Source organism: Flagellimonas sp. 389 (assembly GCF_018449435.1).
In the GTDB taxonomy this organism is placed as follows: domain Bacteria; phylum Bacteroidota; class Bacteroidia; order Flavobacteriales; family Flavobacteriaceae; genus Flagellimonas.
In genome coordinates this window covers 1-25,269 of record NZ_JAHCMU010000018.1, presented here as the reverse complement: position 1 = coordinate 25,269, position 25,269 = coordinate 1, and the positions used below count along the sequence as shown (strand labels likewise).

The 25,269-nt window shown below is 40.8% G+C and carries 16 protein-coding genes; 15 read left to right on the top strand and 1 reads right to left on the bottom strand.

Annotation, left to right across the window (positions count from 1 at the left end; genetic code table 11):
- The first annotated feature begins 10 nt into the window (after positions 1 to 10).
- From KIM67_RS15355 to KIM67_RS15330, 6 genes are all read left to right on the top strand, one after another.
- Complete coding sequence (locus KIM67_RS15355; RefSeq protein ID WP_213832440.1) at positions 11 to 2,416, top strand: 3-hydroxyacyl-CoA dehydrogenase/enoyl-CoA hydratase family protein; 2,406 nt, start codon at positions 11 to 13, stop codon at positions 2,414 to 2,416.
- 41 nt (positions 2,417 to 2,457) lie between these two features.
- On the top strand, positions 2,458 to 2,826 hold the full coding sequence (locus tag KIM67_RS15350; RefSeq protein ID WP_213832439.1) for a four helix bundle protein: 369 nt from the start codon (positions 2,458 to 2,460) through the stop codon (positions 2,824 to 2,826).
- 27 nt (positions 2,827 to 2,853) lie between these two features.
- A complete protein-coding gene (locus KIM67_RS15345) occupies positions 2,854 to 4,044 on the top strand; it encodes an acetyl-CoA C-acyltransferase (protein ID WP_213832438.1) in 1,191 nt (396 codons plus the stop codon).
- Between the two features lie 81 nt (positions 4,045 to 4,125).
- Positions 4,126 to 5,937, top strand: coding sequence for an acyl-CoA dehydrogenase family protein (locus KIM67_RS15340; RefSeq protein ID WP_213832437.1), 1,812 nt, complete (start codon positions 4,126 to 4,128; stop codon positions 5,935 to 5,937).
- Between the two features lie 137 nt (positions 5,938 to 6,074).
- Positions 6,075 to 7,091 carry a DUF3829 domain-containing protein gene (locus KIM67_RS15335; RefSeq protein ID WP_213832436.1) on the top strand — a complete coding sequence of 339 codons (1,017 nt, stop codon included), beginning with the start codon at positions 6,075 to 6,077 and terminating at the stop codon, positions 7,089 to 7,091.
- Positions 7,092 to 7,177: 86 nt separating this feature from the next.
- Positions 7,178 to 8,626: an aminotransferase class I/II-fold pyridoxal phosphate-dependent enzyme gene (locus tag KIM67_RS15330; RefSeq protein ID WP_213832435.1), complete on the top strand. Its 1,449-nt coding sequence runs from the start codon at positions 7,178 to 7,180 to the stop codon at positions 8,624 to 8,626.
- Here the strand turns inward: KIM67_RS15330 and KIM67_RS15325 are convergent.
- Positions 8,616 to 10,415 (bottom strand): glycoside hydrolase family 15 protein, encoded by a 1,800-nt coding sequence (locus KIM67_RS15325; protein ID WP_213832434.1) that lies wholly within the window; start codon positions 10,413 to 10,415, stop codon positions 8,616 to 8,618. The genes KIM67_RS15330 and KIM67_RS15325 overlap by 11 nt on opposite strands.
- A gap of 105 nt (positions 10,416 to 10,520) precedes the next feature.
- Here KIM67_RS15325 and KIM67_RS15320 point away from each other — a divergent pair, with 105 nt between their 5' ends.
- The 9 genes from KIM67_RS15320 to KIM67_RS15280 all read left to right on the top strand — a co-directional run.
- On the top strand, positions 10,521 to 12,722 hold the full coding sequence (locus KIM67_RS15320) for a bifunctional alpha,alpha-trehalose-phosphate synthase (UDP-forming)/trehalose-phosphatase (protein WP_213832433.1): 2,202 nt from the start codon (positions 10,521 to 10,523) through the stop codon (positions 12,720 to 12,722).
- The gene (locus KIM67_RS15315; protein WP_213832432.1) at positions 12,719 to 13,909 is read left to right on the top strand and encodes a nuclear transport factor 2 family protein; all 1,191 of its coding nucleotides are present in this window, start codon (positions 12,719 to 12,721) and stop codon (positions 13,907 to 13,909) included. The genes KIM67_RS15320 and KIM67_RS15315 overlap by 4 nt, the downstream gene beginning before the upstream one ends.
- A gap of 39 nt (positions 13,910 to 13,948) precedes the next feature.
- Positions 13,949 to 15,280 (top strand): M28 family metallopeptidase, encoded by a 1,332-nt coding sequence (locus tag KIM67_RS15310; RefSeq protein WP_213832431.1) that lies wholly within the window; start codon positions 13,949 to 13,951, stop codon positions 15,278 to 15,280.
- Positions 15,281 to 15,348: 68 nt separating this feature from the next.
- Positions 15,349 to 16,986 carry a M1 family metallopeptidase gene (locus tag KIM67_RS15305; RefSeq protein ID WP_213832430.1) on the top strand — a complete coding sequence of 546 codons (1,638 nt, stop codon included), beginning with the start codon at positions 15,349 to 15,351 and terminating at the stop codon, positions 16,984 to 16,986.
- Positions 16,987 to 17,000: 14 nt separating this feature from the next.
- Positions 17,001 to 17,147, top strand: a complete 147-nt coding sequence (locus KIM67_RS15300) for a hypothetical protein (protein ID WP_213832429.1) — start codon at positions 17,001 to 17,003, stop codon at positions 17,145 to 17,147.
- 159 nt (positions 17,148 to 17,306) lie between these two features.
- Positions 17,307 to 17,969, top strand: coding sequence for an IS1 family transposase (locus tag KIM67_RS15295; RefSeq protein WP_213832428.1), 663 nt, complete (start codon positions 17,307 to 17,309; stop codon positions 17,967 to 17,969).
- A gap of 705 nt (positions 17,970 to 18,674) precedes the next feature.
- On the top strand, positions 18,675 to 21,917 hold the full coding sequence (locus KIM67_RS15290) for a hypothetical protein (protein WP_213832427.1): 3,243 nt from the start codon (positions 18,675 to 18,677) through the stop codon (positions 21,915 to 21,917).
- Between the two features lie 12 nt (positions 21,918 to 21,929).
- On the top strand, positions 21,930 to 22,382 hold the full coding sequence (locus tag KIM67_RS15285) for a hypothetical protein (protein ID WP_213832426.1): 453 nt from the start codon (positions 21,930 to 21,932) through the stop codon (positions 22,380 to 22,382).
- A gap of 6 nt (positions 22,383 to 22,388) precedes the next feature.
- Positions 22,389 to 25,269 (top strand): DUF6443 domain-containing protein (locus tag KIM67_RS15280; protein ID WP_250149284.1); only part of this gene is annotated, 2,881 nt, incomplete at its 3' end.

The following is a 25,269-nucleotide window of genomic DNA, read 5'->3' as shown; positions in this document are numbered from 1 at the left end:
TAATTCTTAAATGAAAAGGCATATCAATAAAGTTGCCGTGATAGGTTCTGGTATTATGGGAAGCGGTATCGCTTGCCACTTTGCAAATATTGGGGTCGAGGTTTTATTATTGGATATAGTTCCCCGAGAACTCAACGATAAAGAAAAGGCGAAAGGCTTAACTTTGAACGACAAGGCAGTACGCAATAGATTGGTCAATGATTCTTTGACAACCGCCCTAAAATCCAAACCGTCCCCTATTTATCATGCAAAATTTGCCAATAGAATAGCCACAGGTAATCTTGAGGACGATATTTCAAAAGTTGGTGAAGTTGATTGGATTATCGAAGTCGTCGTAGAGCGATTGGATATTAAAAAACAAGTATTCGAAAATCTGGAAAAATACCGGAAAGAAGGTACGTTGATTACATCCAATACATCTGGAATTCCAATTAAATTCATGAGCGATGGAAGAAGTGATGACTTTAAAGAGCACTTTTGCGGTACACATTTCTTCAATCCCGCCCGTTACCTAAAACTTTTTGAAATCATTCCAGGTCCTGAGACTTCCCCAGAAGTATTGGACTTTTTAAACGGTTATGGAGAACAATATCTTGGAAAGACTTCCGTAGTCGCTAAAGATACTCCCGCCTTTATTGGTAATAGAATTGGAATTTTCAGCATTCAAAGTTTATTTCACGCGGTCAAGGATTTGGGCATGACCGTTGAAGAGGTGGACAAACTTACCGGCCCAGTAATTGGCAGACCAAAATCTGCAACCTTTAGGACCGTAGATGTGGTTGGATTGGATACTTTGGTGCACGTTGCCAATGGAATCTATGAGAACTGTAAGGACGATGAGAGATTGGAATTGTTCAAACTGCCGGATTTCATCAATACCATGATGGAAAACAAATGGCTCGGAAGCAAATCGGGACAAGGTTTTTACAAAAAAGTAAAAGACGATAAGGGCAAGAGCGAAATCCTAACCTTGGATTTGGATACCATGGAATACCGTTCCAAAAAGAGTGCAAAATTCGCTACACTGGAACTCACAAAGACCATTGATAAAGTTGTTGACCGATTTTCCGTTTTAACTTCCGGAAAAGATAAAGCAGGAGAATTTTACAGAAAAAGTTTCGGTGCCCTTTTTGCATACGTTTCCCACAGAATTCCAGAAATCTCCGATGAGCTTTATAAAATTGATGATGCCATGAAGGCCGGATTTGGTTGGGAACACGGACCCTTTCAAATTTGGGATGCCGTTGGTCTGGAAAAAGGTATCGAGTTTGCAAAAGCTGAAGGTTTAGAAATTGCTTCCTGGGTAATGGAAATGAAGGAAGCTGGAAAAGCATCCTTTTATTCCGTCAAGGATGGGGCCACCCATTTTTACGACATCCCCAAAAAGACAATGGAAAAAATTCCAGGTCAAGATGCATTTATCATTCTCGATAACATTAGAAAATCAAACGAAGTATTCAAAAATAGTGGCGTAGTCGTTGAAGATTTAGGAGACGGCATTTTAAATGTAGAGTTCCAATCCAAAATGAATACCATTGGTGGAGACGTTCTTTCAGGATTGAACAAAGCTATCGATATCGCTGAAAAGGATTTTCAGGGGCTGGTTGTTGGTAACCAAGCCGCAAATTTCTCGGTAGGCGCCAATATTGGTATGATTTTCATGATGGCCGTTGAGCAAGAATATGATGAATTGAATATGGCCATTAAGATGTTCCAGGATTCAATGATGCGCATGCGCTATTCTTCAATCCCTACAATTTCAGCTCCACATGGTATGTGTCTGGGCGGTGGTTGTGAGCTTTCCATGCATGCCGATAAGGTCGTTGCAGCTGCGGAAACGTATATAGGATTGGTAGAATTTGGCGTAGGTGTCATTCCCGGTGGCGGAGGATCCAAAGAAATGGCGTTACGGGCATCCGACACATTCCGAAAAAACGATGTAGAGCTCAATGTACTTCAAGAACATTTCTTGACTATTGGAATGGCAAAAGTATCCACTTCGGCCTATGAAGCTTTTGATCTGGGCATTTTACAGAAAGGCAAGGACGTAATAGTTGTAAACAAAGACAGGCAAATCGCTACTGCAAAAGCACATGCAAAACTAATGGCAGAAGCTGGTTATACGAGGCCTGCAAAACGAAAAGACGTAAAAGTACTTGGTAAGCAAGCCTTGGGTATGTTCTTGGTAGGAACAGACTCCATGGAAGCGGGACATTACATCTCTGAACACGATAAAAAGATTGCCGATAAATTGGCTTATGTAATGGCTGGTGGTGACTTATCAGAAGCTAGCTATGTATCTGAGCAATATCTTTTGGATTTGGAACGTGAAGCCTTTTTATCACTGTGCAGCGAACGAAAAACATTGGAACGCATACAACATATGTTGAAAACAGGTAAACCACTTCGCAATTAATTGCGAATAGAATTAAGATATTAGATTTGAGATATTAGATTATGCATAATTTTCAAGACTTGATTATCTGGAAAAAAGCAATGGGCTTGGTAGAAGAAATATATAAGCTGACCACGTCGTTTTCAAAAGACGAAAAATTCGGACTTAAAAGTCAAATCAGAAGAAGTGCGGTATCCATTCCTTCAAATATCGCAGAGGGTGCTGGAAGAAATACAAACGGTGAGTTCAGAAATTTTCTTGGAATCGCCAATGGTTCCATCAACGAACTTTCTACTCAACTTTTACTATCTCAAATGTTATGTTTGATAAGCGAAGATAAAATATCACCAATTCTAGAAAATCTAACTGAGATTCAAAAAATCAATCATTCGCTTATCAAAAAATTCAAATATCAAGAATCTAAAATCTAACTTCTTAAATTCTAACATCTAGAATACATGAAAACAGCATATATAGTTAAAGCATATAGAACAGCAGTTGGTAAAGCGCCTAAAGGGTTGTTCCGATTTAAAAGACCAGATGAACTTGCGGCAGAGACCATTGAACATATGATGAAAGAATTACCGGGACTGGATAAAAAAAGAATTGATGATGTCATTGTAGGTAATGCCATGCCAGAAGCGGAACAAGGTTTGAACATGGCGCGATTAATTTCGTTAATGGGATTAAATATTGACGATGTACCGGGCGTTACTGTGAACCGCTATTGCGCATCAGGATTGGAAACTATAGGAATTGCTACTGCAAAAATTCAATCTGGGATGGCGGATTGTATCATTGCTGGTGGTTCGGAAAGTATGAGTTACATCCCTATGGGTGGATACAAACCTACTCCAGATTATGCCACTGCCAAAGAAGGAAATGAGGATTATTACTGGGGAATGGGCCTCACTGCGGAAGCTGTGGCTCAACAATTTAAAATTTCTAGGGAAGATCAAGATGTTTTTGCATACAGCTCTCACATGAAAGCTTTAAAAGCACAAGAGGAAAACCGATTTCAAGAACAAATAGTGCCCATAGACGTGGAGCATACTTTTGTAAATGAAGCTGGAAAAAAAGAAACCAAAACCTATACCGTAAATAAGGATGAAGGTCCAAGAAAGGGAACCAACATTCCTACATTGAATAAACTACGTCCTGTTTTCGCGGCAGGCGGGAGCGTAACAGCAGGTAATTCTTCCCAAATGAGCGATGGTGCAGCTTTTGTAATGGTAATGAGCGAAGAAATGGTAAAAGAACTGAACCTTGAGCCTATTGCCCGTCTTGTAAATTATGCCGCCGCCGGTGTAGAGCCCCGCATTATGGGGATTGGTCCCGTAAAGGCCATTCCAAAAGCATTAAAGCAAGCTGGAATGAAACAAGATGATATTGAGCTTATAGAGTTGAACGAAGCTTTTGCCTCGCAATCATTGGCCGTAATGCGTGAACTGGATTTAAACCAGGAAATCGTTAATGTGAACGGTGGAGCAATCGCATTGGGGCACCCGCTAGGATGTACAGGTGCAAAGCTATCCGTTCAGTTGTTCGATGAAATGCGCAAACGCGATATGAAAGGAAAATATGGAATGGTAACCATGTGCGTTGGAACCGGGCAAGGTGCCGCGGGGATTTATGAATTTTTGAATTAACAAGAAATGAGATTTTAGTATTGAGTAGTCAGATTTCAATGAACGCTCAATACATATTGTTAAACACTTAATACTATTATAATGAGTACTGAGACCCTAAACAAAGAAATCCTAAGAGGTGGCCAATTTTTGGTAAAAGAGACCGACTGTGAAGATATTTTCACTCTTGAGGACTTGGACGAGGAACAGAAAATGATGCGTGAAAGTACCAAGGAGTTTGTAGACAGAGAACTATGGGCGCACTGGGAGCGATTTGAGAAAAAGGACTATGCCTACACCGAAGAAACCATGCGCAAAGCTGGAGAACTTGGTCTTTTGAGTGTTGCTGTTCCGGAATCGTATGGTGGTATGGGAATGGGATTTGTATCCACTATGTTGGTTTGTGATTATATCTCTGGAGCAACCGGTTCGTTCAGTACTGCATTTGGAGCACATACCGGAATAGGAACTATGCCCATTACCCTTTATGGAACCGAAGAGCAAAAACAAAAATATGTACCAAAATTAGCTTCTGGAGAATGGTTTGGAGCCTATTGCCTTACTGAACCTGGTGCTGGTTCCGATGCGAACTCGGGCAAGACTAAGGCCGTTCTATCCGAAGATGGAAAGCATTACACTATTACTGGACAGAAAATGTGGATCTCCAATGCAGGCTTCTGTAATGTATTTATTGTTTTTGCAAGAATCGAAGACGATAAAAATATCACGGGATTCATTGTAGAAAACGACCCAAGTAATGGTATCACCCTTGGCGATGAAGAAAAAAAATTGGGAATACACTCCTCCTCTACCCGACAGGTATTTTTTAACGACACCAAAGTTTCTGTTGAAAATATGCTATCTGAAAGAGGGAACGGATTCAAAATAGCTATGAACGCTTTAAATGTGGGGCGTATCAAATTAGCAGCAGCATGTTTGGAAGCGCAACGTAGAGTAATCAATGAAGCTACAAAATATGCGAATGAGCGCATTCAATTTAAAACCCCTATTATAAATTTTGGTGCCATTAAAGCAAAAATTGCTGATATGGCTACCAATGCCTATGCGGATGAGGCAGCATGTTACCGTGCAGCAAAAAATATTGAGGACAGAATCGCTATTCGTGAATCCGAAGGCAATTCTCACCAAGAAGCGGAGTTGAAAGGTGTTGAGGAATATGCTATCGAATGCTCTATTTTAAAAGTGGCCGTTTCAGAACATGTACAGCACACAACAGATGAAGGTATTCAGATATTTGGAGGAATGGGCTTTAGTGCCGATACACCGATGGAATCTGCGTGGAGAGATGCCCGTATTTCCAGAATTTATGAAGGAACGAACGAAATAAACAGAATGTTGGCCGTTGGCATGTTGGTCAAAAAAGCGATGAAAGGTCATGTCGACCTGCTTGGTCCTGCCACTGCAGTTGGAGAAGAATTAATGGGAATCCCATCGTTTGACACTCCAGATTTCTCAGAACTCTTCGCAGAAGAAAAAGATTTAATCGTACGATTAAAAAAAGTATTTTTAATGGTAGCCGGTAGTGCCGTACAAAAGTTTGGCCCACAATTAGAAGAGCATCAACAATTGTTAATGTCAGCATCAGATATTTTGATTCAGGTTTATTTGGCAGAATCCACTATCTTACGTACCGAGAAGAATGCTAAACGTTTTGGCGAAAAATCTCAAGAGGCTCAAATTGCAATGTCCAAACTGTATCTATATAGAGCTGTGGACATTGTTTCCCAAAAAGGTAAGGAAGCGATTGTTTCTTTTTCAGAAGGTGATGAACAGCGTATGATGCTTATGGGACTAAAGCGATTTACGAAATATACAAATCAACCCAATGTCGTAGCATTGCGTACACAAATAGCAGATAAAGTTGCTGCGGATAATGGGTATACCTTTGACTAATTCAAATAATGCTTGAGACAAAGCTGATTTTGAAAACCGCTCTAAAATTTAGAGCGGTTTTTTTATTTAACGGAAAACAGGGGTTTCCTGTATTATTCACCCGATTATCTTTGAGAAAAATCTAACACTTCTTACGAATGAAAATTATAAAAGCTATATGTATCCTAAGTATAGTAATGCTTACCACTTATTCTTGCGGAGAGAATTCCAAAAAAAAGCAAACTACCAATACGGACAGTAAAGAAACTACAGTTGAAAATATTATAGACGAAAAACAAACCTATATCAATAAATATAACGTCTATGTTGCCGTATGGAATAACGTAAGCCCAAGGGTTGAACGTTCATACAATTCATTGTATAACATCATAAATGATAAAACGGGAAATCCATTAAAAGATCAAGAGACCTATTTTATACCACCGGTTCCTGAAAATAGTGCGATTACTAGATTAGAAGAAGTTTTACAACAAAAACCAGAAATAAAAGAGTTGGACGCGTTAGGTCCTCAACTTGTTACCGCTTATAAAGAACTACGACCAGCATTACAGCAATTATCAGATTACTATAAACTCCAGTCCTATAAGGATGATGATTTTGCTAAATCTCCCGAACTGTACTTTAAGGTCAGAAAGCCGATTAAAGACTTTATTGAGGCAAGTTCCAAATTAGGATTGGCCGTTCAGGAAATCGATAAGAAACTCTCTTTTCAAGCAATGGAGGAATATAAAGCTAATGATCAATTGCTACTTTACAACAAAGGAATGATTATCAATAGCATTAAATCCCACAGTGCGCCTCTATACAACATAAGCTATGATGAGTATGCACAGTTGGATATGGATGCTTTTGATAAAGATCTTCAAGATCTAATAAAACACTATAGCGCATTCAAAGAATTGGCCAACGACAAAGAAAGAGTTAAAGCGGAACTAAATATTAGTAGACCCTCTCCTTTCATTATTTACTACAACACCATCGATACTTATATTAGAGAAAGTAGAAATTTTAGGGAGCTAATCGACAGCTCAAAAAAGTATGTCGCTATGAAGTCGATTGTAGAACGTATGGGGCTTCAGTTTGCATCTTCTAGTCATCAAAAAGTTTTGGACGCTGCAGAGAGGGTAATCAATAGTTCGAATAGTTTGAATTAAAAACCCTAACCCTATTGTTAAAAAACCTTCCGGATCTACCGGAAGGTTTTTTTGGTTACAACCTTTATAGAAACTACATTTAAATAATGAAACCATCACTGTTTAAAAAAATATACGATCCGGAAGATTTTCTAGAGAAAGGAATAGCCCTTTTAAATGAAATCAAATCACATCTTGACGATACAACTTCTGGTATTAACCAAAAAACCATAAACTGGAACGAACCTGAAGACGAACTCGATTTCTGGAAAGAGTTTATGGAGAATGGAGATGAAAACGACTTTTTCAATCAAATCCTAAAAAGGACTACGCATACGCATCACCCAAAATATGTTGGCCATCAAGTTGGTGTAACGGCACCAATAACCGTATTAACAGGTATGCTCGGTAATCTTTTGAACAATGGCATGGCAGTGTACGAAATGGGAATGTCACCAAATGCGATTGAACGTATAGTAACAGAAAAATTATGTAAAACAATTGGGTACGATTCAAAATCAGGGGGTTTTTTGACTTCAGGCGGAACTTTGGCCAACCTCACTGCTTTACTTGCTGCAAGAAAAGCCAAGGTAGCACATGATGTTTGGAACGAAGGGCACACCCAACCATTGGGAATCCTAGTTTGCGAAGAAGCCCATTATTGTGTGGATAGGGCTGCAAAAATTATGGGATTGGGTGAAAAAGGCATTATAAAAGTTCCCGCTGCTAAAAACTTTGCCATGGATACCGATCAATTGGAAGCCTATTACCAAGAAAGTATTTCAAAAGGTATAACAATATTCGCTATCGTGGGCAGTGCTCCTTCGACCGCAACAGGTGCTTATGACAATTTGGAGGCCATTCAAGAATTTGCCCAGAAATATAATCTCTGGTTTCATGTGGACGGCGCCCATGGCGGAGCAGCCATATTTTCCAAAAAATACAAGTATCTCCTTAAGGGTGTAGAGAACGCAGATTCCATGGTCATTGATGGTCATAAGATGATGATGATGCCGACAATAACTACGGCCCTACTGTTTAAGAATAGAACACATTCCAATCATACCTTTAGTCAAAAAGCCGATTACCTGTTAAACGATACCGAAGAAGACGAATGGTACAACAGTGGACGAAGAACCTTTGAATGCACCAAAAACATGATGTGCATGCACTGGTTCATTCTGTTGAAAATGTACGGGGAACAAGCATTTGATACCTATGTGACCCGTCAATATGATTTGGCACAGGAATTTTCGGAAATGATTTTAAAGGAAACCAATTTTGAAATCGCGACCAACCCTATGTCCAATATCTTATGTTTTAGATATGTAGACGATAAACTTTCCCCTGAAGAATTAAACCATTTGAATCAGTCTATCCGCAAAGAACTATTGGAAGATGGTGAATTCTATTTAGTGCAGACCAAACTTAATGGGATACACTATCTAAGGACAACTTTGATGAACCCGTTCACGACCTTAGACCATCTAAACTTGCTACTAAAAAAAATCAAAGTAAGTGCCATGGAGTTACTAGCTGTTAAGATCAACCGATAGATTCCAATATTTTTTCCTCATTTTTCTTACGCGAAAAGTTGATAGCACATTCTATTAGCGCCAAATGTGAATACGCCTGTGGAAAATTACCCAACAAACGCTTTGTCTTAAAATCGATATCTTCACTAAAGAGACCCAAATGATTACTATACCCCAATAATCGTTCAAAATGTTCCAAGGCTTTCTCCTCCTCTCCTATTTTGAACAGGCTGTTGATGAACCAAAAGGTGCAAATGGTAAACGACGATGAGGGCAATCCAAAATCATCTTCATTTTTATACCGATAGAGCAATCCATCATTGCTTAAATCTGTTTCAATTGCTTTGACCGTGCTCACAAATTTTGGGTCTTTGGCATGTATAAAACCATAAGATTCCATCAACAGCACAGAAGCATCTAAATGATTGGAACCGTAGGATTGTACAAATGCATTGACCTCATTGTTCCATGCATTTTCATGAATATCCGCTTTCATTTCTTGTTCCAAAGCAGTCCATTTTTCAATTTTTCGCTCTTTTCCAAAAATCCTGGCCACTTTTATCGCCCTATCTATTGCCACCCAGCACAGTACTTTGGAGAATGTAAAGTGCCTGTCCTCTTCCCTAAACTCCCAGATGCCTTTGTCGGGTTCTCTCCAGTGTTTGCTTACAATCCAAACAATTCCTTTGGTAATGCTCCACAACTCTTCCCCATTTTCTATGTCATTGCTAAACTTCACCAATTGCTCGTAAATCACATCCATTAGAATGCCATAGATATCATTTTGCTTTTGCATGTAAGCCGCATTACCAATGCGAACAGGTTTGGAACCTTTGTACCCATCCAAATGGTCCAAGGTATGTTCAGTAAGCTTTTTCTCTTTATTAATGCCATACATAATCTGAAGCTTTTCGTCTTTGTCCGGCATCAAATCAATAATAAACTGCAAATACCTTTTAGCGGAGTTTCTATGTCCAAGCTCAGAGACTACTTTAATTACCATAGAGGCATCACGTATCCAGCAAAAACGATAGTCCCAATTGCGAACTTCGCCTATAGTTTCTGGTAAAGATGTAGTAGCTGCTGCCAAAACAGCACCTGTTTTATCATAGGTCAGCATTTTAAGGGTAATCGCACTTCTTATGATTTCTTTATTGAACTGCTTATAGGTTGGGGTTCTATCAGCCCAATCCAACCAATAAGTTTTGGTGCGTTCCAACTCCAACGACATTTTCTCCGTAGTTGGCCTTAAAATCTTTTCGTTGTAACATATCAGAAAGTACCCATCTTCCTTTAATGCTATTTCCTTTCCATCCAATACCGCATTCTTATCAAAAGAAGTATATAAAAACAGGGTATCGAACTTTTTCTTACTGGTCAGGCTGACAATGAAATCAGTTTTAGCGTGATTGGTGGTCTGCCCCTGGGCATATTCTAGCTTAGGATTATAGAGTACTCTAAGTTTTGGTGAGCCAGATATATATTTCAAATAACGTACAATCTCTGGCGGGGCATTGTATTTGCCTGTAAGCTTGTAATACCTCGGCATAAAATCATGCACTTCAAAGGTATTGTCGCCGTCGGAGTACCTAGTCACTAAAATGGCCGTGTTTCTGTGGTATTCTTGTTGTATTTCGTAATCGCTATCCGTTTTAATTTCGAAACTTCCTCCCTTTTCATTGTCCAAAAGCTTTGCAAATACGGAAGTTGAATCAAATTGGGGCAGACAGCACCAGTCCAAAGACCCATCTTTCGAAATTAGGGCCGCACTCCTACAATTTCCTATAATTCCATAGTTTAAATTATCCATAGGCTAAATATCTTCTAAAAGAAGTCTTGTCAAATTGTTTTTACGGTTCAATTTGTCGAAATTTAAAGAAATTAAATAGTAAAATACGGCAAACGCATTCATTTTATGGGCAAAACTATCATAATCTCAAATCGCTTACCAGTTCAATTACAAATTAGCAACGGAAGTATAAATGCGACGCCCAGTGTTGGTGGTTTGGCCACTGGTATGAAATCCGTTCATAGTGGCGGAGAAAGCCTGTGGATCGGTTGGTCTGGCCTTACGGACGAGGAAACTCCCGTTGCCCTTGAAAATGAAATAGATAAAGCCTTGGAGAAGCATAGTTGCGCCAAAGTTAAACTCACGGAAAATGAAATTGAAGGCTTCTATTTTGGATTTAGCAATAGAACGGTCTGGCCATTGTTCCACTATTTTTCGGAATATACCGAGTTTGAATTGGAGTTTTGGAATACCTACAAATCGGTTAACCAAAAATTTGCAGATGCCATTATAGAAAAATCAAATGAAGATGATACTATTTGGGTACATGATTATCAATTGATGTTGGTTCCCCAAATGGTTCGCGAAAAACGCCCAAATACTTCGATTGGTTTCTTTTTGCACATTCCTTTTCCATCTTATGAAATTTTCAGGACACTGCCTTGGCGAGAAGAAGTGCTGGAGGGATTATTGGGCTCTGACCTTATCGGTTTCCATACGTACGATTATGAGCGGCATTTTTTAAGTTCTGTACGAAGATTACTAGGCTTAGATGTTAGTTTCAATGATGTGTATTTGGAGAACAGGGTCATAAAGGTGGACTCTTTCCCTATGGGAATAGACTATAAAAAATTTGCAAACGCCGCTAAAAAACATGATTCCAATGGGTTTGATTCAGACCTACAGAAAAAATTGAACAGCCATAAAGAATCTGCTCCTGGTACCAAACTCATCTTATCCATAGATCGTTTGGATTACAGTAAGGGTATTGCAAAACGCATAAACGCTTTTGAATATTTTCTGACCAAGTATCCTGAATATAAGGAAAAAGTACGCCTTATCATTCTAGCCGTTCCTTCCAGATCCAATGTACCGCAATACCAATTATTAAAAAGGGAAATTGATGAATTGGTAGGTAGAATCAATGGGGAACTATCAACCGTTAATTGGACCCCAATCTGGTATTTCTATCGTTCCTTGCCTTTTGAAAACCTTATTGACCTATATGCCTCAAGCGATATCGCATGGTTAACGCCTCTTCGTGATGGCATGAATTTGGTCGCCAAAGAATATATTGCTACACGTACGGATAAAACCGGTGTTTTGATCTTAAGTGAAATGGCGGGTTCTGCGAATGAAATGAATGAAGCATTACTTATTAATCCGAATAACTTTGAACAACAAGCAGATACCTTGGTCACCGCGCTAAAAATGCCCAAAGAAGAGCAAATATCACGTAACACATTTTTACAAAAACGACTGGAACGATACAATGTAGAGGTCTGGGCCAATGAGTTTATGAGCGCTTTAAACGCCAAGAGTGAAGAGAACGAAACTTTTGTATCCCAAAAAATGTCGGATAATATTCTAAGTCAAATCCAAAAGGATTACAACAACGCAAAAAAAAGACTCTTATTTCTAGATTATGACGGTACACTTGTGGGTTTTCATAAAGACCCACAAAAAGCTTCCCCAGATGATGAACTTTACACCCTACTGGATAAGTTGCACAACCAAGAGAATACAACCTTATTTCTTATTAGTGGTAGGGACAAGCAAACGTTCTCCAAATGGTTCCTCTCTAAAAAATACAATATGATCGTTGAACATGGCGTCTGGATTTCAAGAAATGGCGAAGAATTTAAACTTCTAGAAAAAGTAAAGGGAGAATGGATGGAGAAAATAAAACCGGTCCTTGAATCTTTTGTAGATAGAACCCCAGGTTCTTTCATTGAAGAAAAGAATTATTCCTTAGCATGGCATTATAGAAATACCGATCCTGATTTTGGCACTAAACGAGCAACAGAGCTAAATACGGTACTGACCAGTCTCATTGGCAATGACGATATTAGTGTTTTGAACGGTAATAAAGTAATGGAGGTCAAGAGTAGCAACGTGAACAAAGGAAGGGCCTCAGTACGCATGTTAGGGGAAGATGATTATGATTTTATTATGGCCATTGGAGATGATTGGACAGATGAATTTATGTTCCAAGAGCTGCCTCAATCTTCTGTAACCATAAAAGTGGGACTTAAGAAAACCCAGGCAAAGTACCATGTGGAAAACACAAAAAGAGTTAGGAACTTACTTAATAGATTAATTGAATGAAGCAGTTATTTTCTGTACTCACACTGTTTTTATTTATGAGCTGTGCTATACAGGGACAGACAAACACGGACGTTTACCTTTTTGATTTAGAGATAAAAGGAGGTGAACCCGTTTTATCCAATCCAAAAAATATTTCCAATAATGATGGTTACGATAATCAACCATCATTTTTGAACGATAATACCGTAGTCTATTCGGCAACCAGAAATAATCAAACCGATATTCTGAGATTCAATATCGAAGCGGGCAGCACCACGTCTTGGATTACCAACACACCTGATGGTAGTGAATATTCCCCGTTAAAAGTTCCAAACAAGAAAGCTATTTCTGCCATTCGGTTAGATTTGGATGGACTGCAACGGTTGTACGAATACGATATCCAAACAGGAGACTCCAAAGAAATTTTAAAGGATTTAAAAGTAGGGTATCACGTATGGTACAATGACCATATTTTAGTTTCAACCATTTTGGTCGAAGGCCGTATGGATTTGGTGGTAAACAACCTAAAAGATGGCACAAACCAGACCTTTCAAAAGAATGTAGGTCGTAGTCTTTGGAAAATTCCCGATTCGGATTTGATAAGCTATATCAGTAAAGAAAAAGAAGTTTGGGAGATAAAATCCTTAAATCCAGTTTCTGGAGCCACAAAAAAAATAACGAATACCTACAAAAATGCCGAGGATATGTGCTGGTTGAACAGTACTATTATTTTGGCAGGGGCAGAAAAGTCGGTTCTAAAATATGATACAAGCCTGGACATTAATTGGCAACCCGTTATCACTTTTAAACAGGATGAAATCAATAACATCAGTCGTATTGCCGTAAATCCAGCAGGAAACCGTTTGGCTTTTGTAGCCGAAGAATCCCCTGCAAACATTGTTCAAAAACAAATCGATGCTTACAATGCCAGAGACATCCAAGCCTTCATGGATACCTATTCGGAGAATGTAAAACTCTATGAATATCCAAATACTTTGTTCATGGAAGGGCAAAATAAGATGAAAGAAAGCTACCATTCTTATTTTGAAAATACCCCAGACCTCAACTGCCAAATCAAAAACAGAATAGTAATTGGCAACAAGGTGATAGATGAAGAATATATTACTGCAAACGGCTCCAACTTCAGCGCTGTTGCAATTTACGAGGTAGAAAATGGTAAAATTGCCAAAGTAACCTTTTTACGATAAATTGCATTCCAATTCAACACTTACGTAATTCACTTAAAAATGAAATCCATACTCCTAGCCTCACTTTTTGTTTTTACATCGTCACTTTTCGCTCAAACCGATATAAGAATCTATGATATTATAAATGATGTATCGGCAGAGCGCATTGAAAAAGATGTAACCACACTTGTAAATTTTGGCACTAGGCATACATTAAGCGATACCATTTCCCAAACCAAGGGTATTGGAGCGGCCCGAAGGTGGATAAAATCTGAATTTGATAAAACATCATCTAACTGCGATAATTGCCTTGAGGTTTTTTATCAAAAAGACCTGGTTAAAAAAGGAGATGGACAGCGCATCACCAAAGATGTTTGGGTCGTGAACGTAGTTGCAATCCAACGTGGCAACAAGTACCCAAACCGTTTTATCATCATGAGCGGTGATATCGATTCCAGGGTGAGCGACCCCAATAATTTTACATCAGAATCTCCCGGTGCAAACGATAATGCAAGTGGTATGGCAGGTACCCTAGAATCCGCTCGCGTCCTTTCAAAATACAAATTTGAAAGCAGTATTATTTATGTTGGATTATCTGGAGAGGAACAAGGCTTGTATGGGGGCAAAGGCTTGGCGGCTTATGCAAAGGAGAAAGGCTGGGATATCGTGGGAATCTTGAACAATGATATGATAGGTAATATTACCGGAGTTGATGGTGTGGTCAGTAACCGGGATTTCAGAATTTTTTCAGAACCTGTACCACCAACTGAAACAGAGCAACAAAGACGTGCAAGACGTTTTTATGGCGGCGAAGTAGATGGGATTTCCCGTCAGCTGGCACGATATGTTCACAAAACAACAAAAACCTATATGCCAGAGATGAACCCGATGCTCATTTACCGTTTGGATAGATTTGGACGTGGTGGCCACCATAGACCTTTTAATGATGCTGGCTTTGCGGGAATCCGAATCATGGAAGCTCACGAAAACTATACCCAGCAACATCAAGATATTAGAACAGAAAATGGAATTGCCTACGGCGATGTTTTGGAACATGTGAACTTTGAATATGCCAAAAAACTAACAGCTGTGAATGCCATAAATTTGGCATCCATCGCTTGGGCTCCCCCCGCTCCTACCACTGTTGAGATTGGTGGTATTGTAGAACCATCAGCAAAACTCAAGTGGAACAAAGTTGAGGGTGCAATTGGTTATAAAGTCTATTGGAGAGATACTACTTCGCCAACTTGGGACAATTACAAATACGTGAAGGGCTTTACAGGACATGTACTTGAAGGTATAGTAATCGACAATTATTTTTTTGGAGTGGCCGCTGTTGGAAAAGATGGTCATGAAAGTCCCGTGACTTTTCCTAATGCAGTTTTTAGATAACAAGTTTCATTTTAACTTGCAATTATTGTCAACCTCGGCCTGTCGAAGGATAATTTAAAAATTTTGAAATGATAAAGATTAATCAGAATACTTTATTGATACTACTTGTGCTAAACGTTGTATCAATTGCAAATGCCCAAAACTTCACCAAAAGTGATACATTAAGAGGCAGCATTACACCGGAAAGAGCTTGGTGGGATTTAAACTACTACGACCTCAACATTAAAGTGCAACCCGATAAGGAGTTTATAGCTGGTTACAATATCATCAGGTACAAGGTTTTGGAAGAATCCGATATCATTCAAATAGACCTTCAAAAACCCATGAAGATCGATGCCGTATCGCAGGACAAAGAAGACTTAAACTATTCCTCTTACGGGAGCGCTCACTTTATCCATCTAAAGAAAAAGCAGGTACCTGGAGAATTCAACGAATTGTACGTCCAATATTCGGGCTATCCTAAAAAAGCTGTAAGAGCACCATGGGACGGTGGTTTTTCATGGAAAAAAGATGGCAATGGAAAGCCTTTTGTAGCCACCTCTTGCCAAGGATTGGGTGCCAGTGTTTGGTGGCCAAACAAAGACCATATGTACGACGAAGTAGATAGCATGCGTATTGCTATAGATGTTCCAAAGGATTTAGTGGCGGTGGCCAATGGTAGACTACGGGAAGAATATGAGTATGAGTTTGGAGGATATAAATTGTACGATTGGTTTGTATCCAACCCCATCAACAATTATGGTGTAAACGTAAATATTGGCGACTATGTGCACTTTGGAGAACAATACAAAGGCGAAAAAGGCACTTTGGATTTTGATTATTATGTATTGAGGGAAAACCTGGAAAAAGCAAAGGAGCAATTTAAACAAGCTCCATTAATGATGGAGGCCTTTGAACATTGGTTTGGCCCCTACCCCTTTTATGAGGATAGTTTTAAATTGGTGGAAGTTCCTTATTTAGGGATGGAACACCAAAGTTCCGTAACGTATGGCAACCAATACAAAAATGGATATCTGGGTCGGGATCTGTCAGGTTCGGGATGGGGTTTAAAATTTGATTTCATCATTATCCATGAAGCAGGCCACGAATGGTTCGCAAACAACATTACCTATAAGGATGTTGCGGATATGTGGATTCACGAAGGATTCACCGCTTATTCGGAAAACCTGTATCTGGATTATCATTTTGGAAAGAAGGCTTCGGCGGAATATGTAATCGGAACGCGTGCCAATATCAAGAACGATAAACCTATAATTGGAACGTACAATGTAAATTCCAGAGGTTCGGGTGACATGTATTACAAAGGTGCCAATATGCTACACACGTTAAGACAATTGATAGAGGATGATGAATTGTGGCGAAAAACACTTAGAGGCCTTAATGAAGAATTCTACCACCAAACCGTAACTACAGAGCAGATTGAAAATTATATTAGCGAAAAGACTAAAAAAGACCTTTCTGCTTTCTTCAATCAATATCTACGAACTACCATGATTCCAAAATTAGAGTACAAGTTCGATGGCAAATCCATAACATATCGCTATGTGGATATTGTCAAGGATTTTGATATGCCCGTTCGTGTTTTTGTGGACGAAAAAGAAAAATGGCTTTTTCCATCAAAAGACTGGAAAACCGAAAAACTAAAGAACGAAAAAGTGGTTTTTGATGATAATTTTTATATCCGACATCAAAAGGTCCAATCCTAAAAAATGGAGGTTCGATGAAAATTTATTTTCCCCAGTGGCTAGGCTCTGGAAATGGGGTTCAAATTGAAGCCGGGGCCAAAACGATATTGAATTATTTAAATGATTTATCTTTTGTTCAAGTACCGCTTTCCACACTGGATGCTGGTAATGTATCAAAATAGGACATGGTCAAAAGCCATGATATATATTTTTGATTTATAGTATTTTATCTAATTTTTTTTAATTGTTTCTTGCCATTAATAGATACCTTGATGCAGGTCATCGTTTCAAGAACGGCCTAAAATTAAGCTTTTTCATAGTATTGTGTATCAAATTAGGATATGGATGCAATAAGCTGTCCCAAATGTAACGGGCCTGTGGTAAAAAGTGGCTTTCAAAACAGTAAACAGCGGTACAAGTGCAAATCGTGCAACAAACGGTTTCAATTGGAGTACTGTTATAAAGCTTGTGCTTTTGACACCGATAACTCAATCATCGTTCTTCTAAAAGAAGGCTGTGGCATTAGAAGCATTTCAAGAATACTGGATATCTCCAAGAATACCGTTCTATCAAGGATATTGAAGCTGGGGAAACAGATACAACCTCCACCTTTTCATAAATTGGGCGTTAAGTTTGAGGTCGACGAACTTTGGAGTTTTGTAGGCAACAAGGAAAATGTAGCATGGATCACTTATGCAATCGAACAAAATACCGGGAGAACCATCGACTTCTTCGTAGGTAGAAAGACCAAGGTCAATATAAAGCCTCTGATCAACAAACTTTTGCTATCGGGCCCAAAGTGTATTTATACAGACCGGTTGAATATTTATCCCAGTTTGATCCCCAAAGCGATTCATAAGGTCTTTCGATATTGTACCAATACAATTGAGCGAAAGAACCTGACCCTAAGAACACATATCAAGCGACTTGCTAGGAGAACGATCTGTTTCTCAAAAAAACAGCAATATCTGGAAGCTCATTTAAGAATATATTTTTGGGGATAAACATTTGGTATGGTTTTTCCGAGTGCTCTAAAATCCAGTTCCTTCATTATTATTAGGGCTTCCTGTATGTTAGTGGTCTCCAAATTTTTAAATAGGCCGTACATTCTCATATCGCTTTTAAGCAGAAGGAGAAGTTTCCATTAAAAGCGAACTAATAGTCTATTATTTAAAACACAACTTTTTTCGTATCGCAATGTTCAAAGTTTTGACCAATTCCAAAGTATTAAATAATAGTTAATATTTACTGGTTTGTAAGGTTATTGAAAAAACACAAATACCTCATTAACAGATTGTTTACCATATTGTTAGCCTTTTATATTAGCTTGAAGTATAAAAAGATGGAATTTAAAATGATTTTTGTAATAAAATAACTACTATAATTTGTTTACTTTTCTGGTAATCGAACAATCATTTTTAATCTTAAGAACCTAACATGAAAAAAAATCTTTTTTTTAAATTTCATCATTTTTTGTAACCCCTTCTTTTAAGTAAAAAACATGTTGTGTCATTCAAAAGAAGATTGATATGCATGGTTTTGGTAACGAACTTTATTTTAGAGTATGGATAGTTGATCTATGCTCTTTTAGCAATAGCACAATTTGGCTACAACTTTAAGAATGAGTAGAAACACATATGGAATAAAGAGTTCTAAATACAGCTAAAAGCTTGAATACCTTGATGTTTTGTCACAAAACCCAAACCCTAATGAAAATAAAAGAACTGACAATTGGCCTGGTCTTGTTGGTATCAACACAAATTGGTAGCGCACAAGACCTCCCTAAAATTACACCGCCATCACCGGAAGCTACGGCACTGGCAAAATTCACCGAAGTACCCGTTTCCCATTACACGGGCGTACCGAGCATATCAATTCCCATACACACCATCCAGCAGAACGGGATTAGTATACCCATAAGCCTAAGCTACCATTCAAGGGGAGTGAAAGTAGGTGAAATAGCCCCGAGATATGGATTGGGATGGGCCTTGCAATATGGAGGTTCCATTTCCCGACAGACCCGTGGGGGGATAGATGAGAGCCTATATGGCTACCTGAACAATAACTATGACATGGACTTTTTTACCGATGGCAATAAAAGAGTTTTAGTACACGAGACCTACCTTAATAACCCAGAATACGATTTTACCCCCGACCTCTTTCACTTCAATGTGAACGGGATGGCGGGCAAGTTCATCATCGATAAGGCCGGTGGCAAGGTACTTGTACAGGGCTTCGACGACATCGATATTACCTATATCAATCAAGGCGTAGGGAATTTTAACGGAATACAAAGTTTCGTGATTACCGGCAAGCATGGCAACAAGTTCTATTTTGGTATATCAAAAGATGGTTCGCGAAATGCACGGAATTATGACGACCCCATTGAAAGTAGCCGTATACCTATGATGGGTGGTAGACAAGATTTTGGTGTTTCTGGTGACAAGTATTTCAATTCCTGGCAGTTGATGGAAATAGAGACCAGTTATGGGGACCTTATCAGTTATTATTACGCTGGGGAAAACTCCAGGACCTATAGACATTCTTACGATAAGGTGGAAAACAATATCCCTGTCCACTATGCCATGAAGCTTGATATGTACCAATTTCAATTGTCCGAGATACGTTTCAACAAGGGAAAACTGGTGTTCCAACCAGGCGACCAACGAGATGACCTACAGGGCTCACATGTGCTGGACAAAATCAGTCTTTACGACAAGCAGAACAACTCCATCAAGTCCTATGAACTGAATTATATCTATACCAATAGCGTTGCGGACAACAACGTGCACGATTTCTTGGAAGCCGAAGAACCAAGGGCGGACAAAAGATTGTTCTTGACGTCCATACAGGAGACGGCCCCCAACCAAGAGCAACTGCCTCCCTATCTTTTTGAATACAGTACGGAACAACTGCCCAATCGGTTTTCTACCTCCCAAGATCTCTGGGGGTACTTTAATGGAAAAAACAATGGACAGTACCTTACCTTTTTTGACTATGGTAGCGTAAATATTGACAGGACGGTGGATTTGGTCAAGTCGGAGGCTGGGATGTTGAAGAAGATTACCTATCCTACAAAGGGCAGTACCGCCTTTGTATATGAGCAGAACTATGCCAAAATGCCAGTAGAATTTAAGGAAGTCCTCTTTCCGAATGGCGACCCAAGTCAGACCGATGAAGGTGCCAAGTTGTCCCATATACAATTTCCAATAGATTCGATTTACGATGGTTACAAATATTCTGTAAAAGTTAATATCGGTGCTAACATTATAGGTACGGTAAAGAGTTATGTAGAGTTTTATGGTCCTTCATATGGGGTTACCATGGGAACTTATGGTTTTCAAGAGGGGGAATTTGACAATATAATAGCCCCGGGAGAATATGACTTGATAGTAAATACTCCAACGGGACATGATCCAATAAGTAATCCTGATCAAGGTTTTGTGGTCATTTTGGAATGGAAAGAGCAAAATAGTATCACCATTCCGGATTATGGATATGCGGGGGGCAAACGGATCAAACGAATCCTTATGGACGATGCCTATGGAAACCTGGAGACGAAGGAGTACGAGTATCTCGATTTTTTTGGGAGAAGTACCGGTCGGATTTTTGGATTGCCCAACTTCTATTCAATTAAAGATGTAGTAGGAAAGTTTACCATACTGGATGCACATGGGGCTGTTCCTGGAAGCCCCTTGGGAGCTCCCCAAGGTAACTCGGTTGGATATTCCAAGGTCACGGAATACTACGGGAGCACCAATGCGAACAGCGGAAAGACCGAATATGAGTTTTCGGTAATACCTGATGCAGGAAAATACTATGAGTTTCCCTATCCGCTTCCCACGGACAATGAATGGCTGCGGGGAAAGATGTTGAAAAGGGAAGTGTTCAAAAAAGATTCCGGTAGTAACTATACCTTGGTGGAGAAGACAGAGAACACCTATCGCTACGGGGATATCCTTGCACACTACTCAGAGATACCCCCACCTATTTTCAATCCTGGAGGCTACGCCACCTTTTGCAACAGTGATTCCAATCCGGGACATCAAAACAACGACAGAAGAAAGTACCGTGTCCCATTGATTCAATTTGTAAATCCCCACGACCCAGATTGTGCTGGTGGAGCTTTAGGGGCTTACACTTACGATACTTACTATCTCACCGGGGGCACTCTGGACCTGGGCAAATCTGTGTCCACAAGTTACTTTGACAGTGACAGAGAACTGACCACTACCACGGACTATTTCTATGACTATGATGACCATTACCAATTGAACAGTACGGAAACCCGTGATAGTGAGGGCTTGGCGCGGATGACGAAAATGTACTATGGAACGGATGTCAACGATACCGAGCTGATAAACCGCCACCGGTATTCGGAAGTCGTTAGGCAGGAGACCTTTCTAGATAAAAATGACGATGGCCTGTTTCAATCCTCGGAGCTTATCGGGAAACAGGAAACAGATTACAGACTATGGACCAATGCCAACAATCAATACCTGCCAGAGTATATAAAAGCGCAAAAAGGCTCGGGTCCACTTGAAAACAGAATCGTTTACCACGCTTACGACGATTATGGAAACCCTCTTCAGGTATCCAGGCCCAACGGCCAAAACATAAGTTATATCTGGGGCTACAACAACCAATATCCCGTGGCCAAAGTGGAAAACGCCAACAGGGCGCAAATCGATGCACTGAGTGGATTTGGTATCGACTTTGACACTGGCACGGGAGGCCTTACTTCTGCACAAGAAAATAGACTACGGTCAGATTTACCAAAAGCTATTGTCACTACATATAGCTATGCACCCTTAATCGGTTTAAAAACGGTCACGAACCCAAATACGGATACTATCAAGTACTTCTATGATGCTTTCAACAGACTTGAGAAGGTGAAGGACAGGAACGATAAGATGCTCTCGGAACACAAATACCAATACAAAGACCAATAAAAAGCGATGAAAATGATACGACTAACCAAATACAGTTCTACCAAATATGCGTGTGTTCTCGTGCTCTTCTTTGCATTGGGGCCATTACTGTCACAAACAACAGAGTCAAATAGTATCATTGGTTCTTGGCTGTTCGACGGTACATCCTCCTTTGCAGAGATAAGCAGAGAGGCAAACACCATTTTGGAGGCAAATCCACATTTTAAGACTAAAATGCAATCCATTTATGTTGGTAAGACCATTGTTTTTTTTCCTGATGGTATGTATTCCCAAGTTCTGGGAAATGGAACCAAGACAACAGGAAAATGGTCTACAAAGGAAAATCACTTGACTATCACTACTTCGGATGGTGCATTGCATCTTTTTACTTATAAGATTACCTTAAACAGACTATTGATAACTATACCCGAAAAAGGAGAGGAATCCAAAAGTTTGGTACAGAACCAATACTTCACCAAAATTTAAAAGATTATGAGCAAATCAACAAAAAAAATAGTTTTTGGTTTTTTTATCATATTCTGTTCTTTCTCCGCCAAAGCCCAGTTTGGCGGTCCTGGAGGTGGTGGTGGAAATACATATACCATTTCTGGACCCTCTCCAGTAATCGACGGTAGTACACAAAGATATTCACTAAACCATGGAAGTTCCATAGCAAGTACGACATGGGGGATAAGCAATACATATGGAAATGTAATTTCCTCAACCAATACCACAGTGGATATCAGTTTTATTTCATCGGGCACCACAACGGTATCGGCATTTGTACAGGACAATCTGGGCAATATCCAGTATGTGACCAAAAGCGTTACCATTCAGGCGGGTCTGTCGCCCGGAACCATTTCTGGAGCCCAGACCATTTGCCATAACGGTAATCCTGGCAACCTGAGCAACGTGTCGTTGGCCTCTGGTGGTCCTGGGGGGTATGCCTACCAGTGGCAATACTCTCCAGGTGGAGGTACTGGAACCAATTGGTTCAACATTTCCGGTGCCACGTCCACGAGCTATAACCCACCTGGCGGTCTTACGGTTTCACGATGGTACCGTAGAAAAGTCACCTCGGGCAGTTTTGTAAAATATACCAACGATGTAAAGGTACAGGTCAATTCCCCGGTGACTCCAGGAAGCATTAACGGCACACAAACCATTTGTTATGGCGGCAATCCCAGTACCCTAGGAAATGCCGCATCGCCCACCAATGGTGTGGGCGGCTATGTGTACCAATGGCAGTATTCCAACAATGGCAGTAGTGGCTGGAGCAATATAGGCGGCGCAACGGCGAGCATCTACAATCCACCCAACGGGCTTACCTCCAACCGATGGTACCGTAGAAGGGTCATCTCTTGCGGGCAGACTAAATACACGGGTAGCATCAAGATAACGGTAAGGCCAACCTTGGTCGCGGGGAGCATAGGTGGCACACAAACGATATGTAGTGGTGAGGACCCGCATATACTGAGCAATACTGCTCTGGCAAGCGGTGGCAACGGGAGCTATGCGTACCAATGGCAGCAATCCAACAACGGGAGCAGTGGATGGACGGACATTGGCAATGCGAACTCGACAAGCTACGACCCTCCAGCGAACCTGGTCTCTTCACGGTGGTATCGAAGGAACGCTACCTCTTGTGGTCAGACCTTGCCCTCAAACAGCATTAAGGTGACCGTTACACCTCAATTAACTTGGTACGCGGATGTGGATGGTGATGGATTTGGGGATGCAGGCTCCACCACAATGGCCTGTACACAACCAGCGGGGTACGTGGCCAATAATACCGATGCATGTCTTGGGGAGTTTGGGACCGACAACGGATGCCCCAACCTACTGGCAAAGCTCAGCAACGAGAACAGTTTTGCCTCGCGCATCTACCAAAAAGAACTGAACGACAGTACAGGAGTTGCAGCCGTGGGGGACATCATTGAAAGTGTGATCTATTACGATGGTCTTGGAAGACCTACCCAACAAGTGGCGGTACGGGCCTCAAAGGAACAAGGGGATTTGGTGACCCATATTGGGTACGATGCCTACGGTAGGGTTGACAGGGAATGGTTGCCCATGTACCGTCAAGAAAATGAGGCATTCGGGAGTTTTAGGCACAGCATGGCTGGGGCTGCCCAGACGTATTACAAGAACAGCTACGCCTCCGACTTTACAGACTTGAGCATATCCAATACCAATGCCTATTCCCAAAAAGACTTCGAGCCTTCTCCCTTGAACCGGGTACTCAAGCAAGCGGCACCGGGCGAGGTCTGGAAAATGGGCAACGGACACGAGATCGGGTTCGGCTATGATGCCAATGGAACTAATGAGGTACGTTTCTTTAGGGCCAATACGAACTATACGGCGGGTGTCTACGAACCCACCTTGGTGCAGAACGGCCATTACGCCCAAGGCGAACTCCACAAAACGGTCACCAAGGACGAGAACCACGACGGCACCGCTTCCAAGCTGCACACCACCGAGGAGTTCACGGACAAACAAGGCAATGTAGTGCTAAAGCGCACCTACGCAGACCTATCCCCCTTTGGGGGAGACACAGAAGGGGCCCACGACACTTACTACGTCTACGACGACTACGGCAACCCTACCTATGTGATACCACCAAAGGTGGACACTTCCAATGGGGTGAGCGGTACCGAGCTCAACGAGCTCTGCTACCAGTACAAATATGACCACCGCAACCGCTTGGTGGAGAAAAAGCTGCCGGGCAAGGACCCAGAGGAGATTGTGTACAACACATTGGACCAACCTGTACTTACACGTGATGCCAATTTGCAGGCCAGCGGAAAATGGCTCTTTACCAAATACGATGCGTTTGGGCGGGTGGCCTATACCGGACTGTTGAACTCCAGCAGCTCCCGGAGCAGCCACCAAACAGCGGCCAACGCCATGGCCGAGCAGTATGAATCCCGAACAGATGGGGCGACCGGCCATGAGTCTTCTCCCAACGTGGATGTGTTCTACAGCAACAATGCCTATCCAGACACGAACATAGACAAGATCTATACCATAAACTATTATGACGGTTATCTATCTCCCGCTGATATGGACAACCAAAATGTGCCTGCTACCGTTTTGGGCCAGGCCAGGGCAACGAGCGTAAAGGGGCTGCCCACGGTAACGATGAGAAGGACATTGGAGACCAATGATTGGACCACTACGGTCATGGGCTATGATGCCAAGGGCAGGACCATATATGTTTCCAGCAAAAATAGCTACCTTAACACCACAGATGTTATGGAGACCCTATTGGATTTTACCGGAAAGGCAGAACAAATCGTTACCACCCATACCAAGGGTGCAAACCCCGCCATAGTGACCACGGACGATTTTGAATACGACCATATGGGCAGGC